Source organism: Yinghuangia sp. YIM S09857, assembly GCF_051388915.1.
GTDB lineage: Bacteria > Actinomycetota > Actinomycetes > Streptomycetales > Streptomycetaceae > Yinghuangia.
Window position 1 is genome coordinate 231,891 of sequence record NZ_JBPKBH010000001.1, and the last position, 6,776, is coordinate 238,666.

General features: G+C 74.7%; 3 protein-coding genes. 2 read left to right on the plus strand and 1 reads right to left on the minus strand.

The annotated features are described in order from the left end of the window. Window positions 1-281: 281 nt before the first annotated feature. Window positions 282-3,806 carry an SCO7613 C-terminal domain-containing membrane protein gene (locus tag ACRX5S_RS01060; protein WP_436770739.1) on the minus strand — a complete coding sequence of 1,175 codons (3,525 nt, stop codon included), beginning with the start codon at window positions 3,804-3,806 and terminating at the stop codon, window positions 282-284. 317 nt (window positions 3,807-4,123) lie between these two features. Between ACRX5S_RS01060 and coaBC the strand changes: the two genes are divergently transcribed. Further along, the gene (coaBC, locus tag ACRX5S_RS01065; protein WP_436770740.1) at window positions 4,124-5,329 is read left to right on the plus strand and encodes a bifunctional phosphopantothenoylcysteine decarboxylase/phosphopantothenate--cysteine ligase CoaBC; all 1,206 of its coding nucleotides are present in this window, start codon (window positions 4,124-4,126) and stop codon (window positions 5,327-5,329) included. A gap of 199 nt (window positions 5,330-5,528) precedes the next feature. Further along, the gene (gene metK / locus ACRX5S_RS01070; protein WP_436770741.1) at window positions 5,529-6,722 is read left to right on the plus strand and encodes a methionine adenosyltransferase; all 1,194 of its coding nucleotides are present in this window, start codon (window positions 5,529-5,531) and stop codon (window positions 6,720-6,722) included. The last annotated feature ends 54 nt before the right edge of the window (window positions 6,723-6,776 follow it).

The window sequence follows — 6,776 nt, forward strand, 5'->3', positions numbered from 1 at the left end:
GGGGCCGACCGGCTCGGCTTCTACCTGCCTTACCGCGCCGACCCGGAGTGTGTCGCCGAGGTACTGGACGCGGTGCGCAAGCCCGGCAGCGTTGCCTAGGCCATGGTCGTTCGGATCTTGGTGACGCTCACGTGTTCTGGTGCCGTGCCTCGCAAGGCGCGGGGGCCGAAACTCGTACTCGGTCGTACTCGCCCGCGGGGCCGTGAGTGCCCTGCACGTCCGCAACGCCGAAAGGAGTGCTGCCGGGCGCCGGGAACCGGTGAACTCTTCCGGTCACGGCACTAATCGAGCGCGCGGACGCTGCGGCCGAGGCGGGCGAGGTCGCGGAGCCGCCGTTCGTAGCTCCACCCGAGCAGGATCAGCAGTGCCCCGGCGCCGGCGAACACGCCCCAGCGCGGCAGCGCGTGGTACGCGGCCAGCACCGGCGAGCTGAGCTGGAACACCGCCAGCACCGCGAGCGTGCCCGCGCCCATGAGCAGCGGCGCCTGGAGTCGGAACCGTGCCCCGGCGACCAGGCTCGCGAGCGCGGCGGCGCCGAGCAGCGCGGGCCGCAGGGCGGCGTCGTCCGAGATCGCGAGCGGCAGGGACGGCAGCAGCGTGAACGCGAGGCCCGCGCCGTACGCCGTCCACGAGTGCAGTCCGGGCCTGCGGCGGCGGAACCACCGGCCGCCCGCGAGCGTGAGCACGCCGGGCGGCGCGGTGTACGGCTCGGGCTCCGCCACACCGGCCGTGCCCAGCCCGGTCCAGTACGCCGCGAGGAGGAGCGCCGCCCCCGCGACCGCCGAGGCCCGGCGCAGATCGGCCGTGCCCGGCACCCGGCAGGGGAGGCAACCCGCGAGGACCGCCGCGACGCCGGGGACCAGCAGGGCGAACCACGCCAGTTCGGGTTCGGTGGAGACCACGCCCACGAACCCGCCGCCGACGGCGCTTACCAGCACCACGACGACCGCGAGCGGCAGCGGGACGGCCGACGCGGGCAGGTGGGGGAGCAGGACGTAGAGCGCGGACGCCACGCACACGGCCAGCAGCGCGACGCGGTCGGCCGGTGCGTCGGCAGCCGAGGCCGCGGACGCCGTCCCGAGGAGCAGCAGCGCGGCCAGGACCGGCGGCCACAGGGCTTGCACCGCGGAACGGCGCGCGGGCACCCGGCAGGCGGCGGCCACCGCGGCGACGGACAGTGCCGCGGTGCGCGCCCGCTCGTCGCCGAGCGTGTTGAGCATGGTGGCCGCCAGGCCGAGCGCCGAGACGGCCTCGATCGTCTCGGCGAGGAGCAGCCGGTCCGTGTTCTTGGTCAGCGACACGCGGGTGGTGCGTGCCGAAGGGCCCGTGGCCAGGACGATTGCCGCGGTTACGGCCCCGGCGAAGGCCGCCCAGGTAGTGGCGGCTCCGGCCGCGTAGGCGGCGACGGCCGTGGCGGGAACGGCGGCGGCGACGGCTGCCCCGGCCCACCAGGCCCGGCGTACCGGCGCGTCGGCGATCATGGCCGCCACCGCGGCCGCGGTGATTGCGCCCAGAGCGACGGCGAGCGCCCGCGCGTCGGTGTGGGCCAGCGCCGCGGAACCGAGCGCCCAGGCGCCCGCGACGCCGACGACCGGCCAGCCGAGCGCCGGGTGCCGACGGGCGACCGGCACGCCCGCCGCGACCAGCGCGGAGGCCGCCACCGCCAGACCCGCCGCGGCGACCGTCCCGTCGACCTCGCGCCAGGCCGCGGCCATCGCGGCGTCGGCGAACAGCATCGCCGTGGCCGCCCCCGCGCATACGGGGCGCGGCGTCACGGGCAACGCGGACATCAGGCCGACCAGGACCAGGGCCACCGGACCCCACACGGCGACCGACAGCGGCGCGTCCGCCAGCGACCACACCGTGCCCAGCGCGACGAGACCGAGCCCCGCCGCCCGCGCGGAGTGCGCCTGCCACGCGACCGGGAACAGCCGCCCGGCCGCGGCGACCAGGACGGCACCCGCGACCACCTGGTAGCCGATCGCCGCAGCCAGCGGGACGTCGAACACGAAAGGCGCGACCACGAGTTCGGACACGACCGCGGTCAGCGCCAGCATGCGCCACCAGGTCCCGCGTCCGAGCTGGTGCGCGGCGGCGCCCACGGTCAGGGAGACGCCGACGATGATCACCGAGGGGGCGGCGCCGAGCTCCCAGTCCGCGGTCGGCGTCATGGCCTCGCGGGCGCTCGACCACCCGCCGCCGTCCGCCGACCAGGGGTGGGACAACCACGCGACCGGCCCGAACAGCGCCGCCGCGACCGACACCACCGCGGTGACCCCGCCGACCGCGAACGGCACGGCGAGCACGGCCAGCGGGCCGGGGCGGTACGCCCGGGGCACCGCGTAGACCAGGGCCACCAGCACCAGCGACAGGGCCGACAGCACCGCGAGGCTCCAGCCCGTGGAGATGTCTCCCTCGGAACCCCTGTCGCCTGTGAGGGCCGCGCTCATCGCGAGCGCGGTGCAGAACGCGACGGTGCCGGCGGCCGAGGCGATGTGCCGGATGGCGCCGTACGCGCGCATGACGCGGGCGACGAAACCGGCGGTCACGACCACCATGGCCATCGTGGCGGCGGCCGCGCCGCTGCCGGACTCGGCGACCGCGAGGCCGAAGGCGGCCGTCCAGTAGGCCGCCGTGGCCAGCAGCGCGATCCGCACCGAGGGCGACTGCGGCAGTCGGCGGGTGGGCGGCGCGTGCCCGTCGGATTTCACCGCGGCGTCGACCGGCTTGCGGAACGCTCGGTGCAGCAGGGCGGCTTCGGCGGCGGCCTGGGCGGCGAAGCCGATCGCGAGGGGCAGCAGCGAGTCGTTCGACCGGCCGATGTGCCCGGCCAGCAGCGGTACGGGCGCCTGCAACAGCAGCGCGGCGGACACCCGCAGCGTGCGCAGGCCGAGGACCATGCTTCCGGCGAGTGCGGCGCCGCCCACGGCGGCCACCGTCACGGCCGAGACCAGCAGGCCCCCGGCGCCGCGCATGCCTCCGAGGTCGGCGGCGTACGCGGCGTACCCGTCGAGCAGGCCCATCGCCACCGCGACGATGCCCAGGGCCTCGGCGGTGAGCGGCAGGTCGCGACGCTCGGCGACGGCCGTGCCGATCGCCGCGGCGACGAGCATGAGCGCCATCACGATCGCGCGGCCGCCGGTGCCGGAGCGCTGCCAGGTCATGGCGACGAAGACGAGTGCGGCGACGATGAGGAAGAGGACGCCGGTGCCGAGGATCAGCCGGGCGACCCGGCGGCGGCCGACCTCGGGACCCGCGGCCGGGGCGGCGGAGGGTGCGGGCGCGGGTGCGCCGAACGAACGCGCGCTCCAGTCCGCGGCAGGCACCTGACCGCCGACCGGCGCGGTGGGCGTGGCGGCAGGTTCGGTGGCAGGCGGCGCGGCCGCGCCGGGGGCCGTACCCGCGGACGCCGGGGTCACCGGCAGCGCACCGAACACCTCGCGCCGCCACCGTCCGCCGCCCTGCTCGCCGGGGACCGGCCGGTCCGGCTGGACCGGGCGGGTCCGCGGGTGTGCCGCGGTGTCCACCGACCCGTTCGCCGACGTTCCGGCGGCGGACGCGGCGTTCTCGGGCGGCGCATCCGCCGGTCTGGGAGCCGGGACCACGGACGCGCGCAGGCTGCGCAGAAGATTCGCGCGCTGCTCCAGCAGCCGTTTGGCCTCGCTGCTGACGTTCCACAGCTCCGCCGCCACGGGGCCGGTCAGCGGCAGCGCGCAGCGCTCGCACATCGACGGCCTCGGCGCGGGCAACGGACCCGTGCAATCAGGGCATCTCGCGGGATTCGCGAGCAAATTGATGTCGATCATCGAAACTCCCCCGGTGCGCGCATGTCGGCGCGCACTCAATGGCCTCGGTCGTCGTCGGACCCTGTTCGCGGGCGATCGACCGCGCCCGTACTCGGAGTTCCCCGCTCCGAGCGTCCAGCGTGGCGTTGTGCGCGCCGCCGGACCATCCGCGTTCGTACTCAAGCGGTACTCGGTATTCCTGCCGGCACCAGTTGCGACGCACCCGAGGGCCCGCCGGTTCGCCGGTCGCATTCGCGCGTCGCTACGCTCGAAAGCCGCAGGCACGGACAACACGCAGGAACCCATCGGCACCGTGCGCAGGAGATGCAGGAGAAGCGATGACCCAGCAGCGTCCCCGTGTGGTCCTCGGCGTCGCGGGCGGCATCGCCGCGTACAAGGCGTGCGACGTCCTGCGGCGGTTCACCGAGTCGGGGCATGAGGTGCGGGTGGTGCCGACGGCGAGCGCGCTCAAGTTCGTCGGGGCGCCGACCTGGGCGGCCTTGTCCGGACAGCCGGTGGCCACCGATGTGTGGGACGACGTGCACGAGGTGCCGCACGTGCGGATCGGGCAGGCCGCCGACCTCGTCGTCGTCGCCCCGGCGACCGCGGACATCCTGGCCAAGGCGGCCCACGGCCTCGCCGACGACCTGCTGACGAACACCCTTCTGACGGCGCGCTGTCCGGTCGTGTTCGTGCCCGCGATGCACACCGAGATGTGGGAGCACCCGGCGACCCGCGCGAACGTCGCGACCCTGCGCGATCGCGGGGCGATCGTCCTGGAGCCCGCGGTGGGCCGCCTCACCGGCAAGGACACCGGCAAGGGGCGGCTGCCCGAGCCGGAGGAGATCTTCCGGACCGCGCGGCGTGCGCTGTTGCGCGGTCGCCAGGCGCCGGATCTCGCGGGGCGGCACGTCGTCGTCTCGGCGGGCGGCACGCGCGAACCGCTGGACCCGGTGCGGTTTCTGGGCAACCGGTCGTCCGGTAAGCAGGGGTACGCGCTGGCCCGTACCGCCCTGGCCCGCGGCGCCCGGGTCACGCTGATCGCCGCCAACGTCGGTCTCGCGGACCCGGCGGGCGCGGACGTCGTGCCCGTCGGCACCGCCGTGGAACTGCGCGAGGCCGTGGTGAAGGCCGCCGCGGACGCGGACTGCGTGGTGATGGCCGCCGCCGTGGCCGATTTCCGGCCGGTCGCGTACGCGGGCGGGAAGATCAAGAAGACGGACGCCGAGCCCGACCCCATCGCGCTGGCCAAGAACCCCGACATCCTCGCCGAGATCTCGCGCGAACGCCCGCGCCCCGGGCAGGTGGTGGTGGGCTTCGCGGCGGAGACCGACGACGTCCTCGCGCACGGCCGGGCGAAGCTCGCGCGCAAGGGCTGCGATCTTCTGGTGGTCAACGAGGTGGGGGAGACCCGCACGTTCGGCGCGGACGGCAACGAGGCGGTCCTCCTGGGCGCCGACGGCAGCGAAACGGCCGTTCCGTTCGGCCCCAAGGAGGACTTGGCCGACGCGGTGTGGGACCGGGTCGCCGCGCTGCTGACCTGAGCCGGCGGGCCGGTCCGCCGCCCCGACGGGCCGCGGCGTTGCTGACCGCGCGTGAGGAACACCACGTCACCCGCGTGGCTGGACGGCAGCTACGTCGGTGCGCCCCTTGCGGCTACACTCGGGCCAGAATTCCGGCGACACGGGCCGCAACCTGCACGTCGTCGTCAGCCAGCAGCCGCTGCAAACACCAGGGAGCGAAGTGTCCCGTCGACTGTTCACCTCGGAGTCCGTGACCGAAGGTCACCCGGACAAGATCGCCGACCAGATCAGCGACTCCATCCTGGACGCGCTCCTCAAGGAGGACCCCAGGTCCCGGGTCGCCGTCGAGACGCTGATCACCACCGGCCAGGTCCACGTCGCCGGCGAGGTGACGACCAAGGGTTACGCGGACATCCCCACCATCGTCCGCGACCGGGTCCTCGAAATCGGCTACGACAGCTCGAAGAAGGGCTTCGACGGCGCCTCGTGCGGCGTCTCGATCTCCATCGGCTCGCAGTCCCCGGACATCGCGCAGGGCGTCGACGACGCCTACGAGGCCCGGGTCGAGGGCGACGAGGACGAGCTCGACCGCCAGGGCGCGGGCGACCAGGGCCTCATGTTCGGGTACGCGTGCGACGACACCCCCGAGCTGATGCCGCTCCCCATCACACTCGCGCACCGCCTTTCGAAGCGCCTGTCCGAGGTGCGCAAGAACGGGACCATCCCCTACCTGCGCCCGGACGGCAAGACCCAGGTCACCATCGAGTACGACGGCGACCGCCCGGTCCGCCTCGACACCGTGGTCGTCTCGTCGCAGCACGCCGCCGACATCGACCTCGACTCGCTGCTCGCCCCCGACATCCGCGAGTACGTCGTGGAGCCGGAGCTTGCCGACCTCGGCATCGACACCGAGGGCTACCGCCTGCTGGTCAACCCGACCGGCCGCTTCGAGATCGGCGGCCCGATGGGCGACGCCGGGCTCACCGGCCGCAAGATCATCATCGACACGTACGGCGGCATGGCCCGGCACGGCGGCGGCGCGTTCTCCGGCAAGGACCCGTCCAAGGTGGACCGCTCCGCGGCGTACGCGATGCGCTGGGTCGCGAAGAACATCGTGGCGGCGGGGCTCGCGCGGCGCTGCGAGGTGCAGGTCGCGTACGCGATCGGCAAGGCGGAGCCGGTCGGCCTGTTCGTCGAGACGTTCGGCACCGAGAGCCTGCCGGTCGAGAAGATCCAGTCGGCCGTCACCGAGGTCTTCGACCTGCGCCCGGCGGCGATCATCCGGGACCTCGACCTGCTGCGCCCGATCTACACGGCGACGGCGGCGTACGGCCACTTCGGCCGCGACCTGCCGGACTTCACCTGGGAGCGCACCGACCGGGTGGACGCGCTGAAGGCGGCGCTCGGGCGGTAGTCGCGACCCCGCGCAAATTGCACTGACGGCGGCCCGCCGAACCGGCTGACGGTT

Bases quoted from the DNA above. Each gene is read 5' to 3' on its own strand.
- ACRX5S_RS01060 (WP_436770739.1), bottom strand. From the start codon at position 3,806: ATGATCGACATCAATTTGCTCGCGAATCCCGCGAGATGCCCTGATTGC.
- coaBC (WP_436770740.1), top strand. From the start codon at position 4,124: ATGACCCAGCAGCGTCCCCGTGTGGTCCTCGGCGTCGCGGGCGGCATC.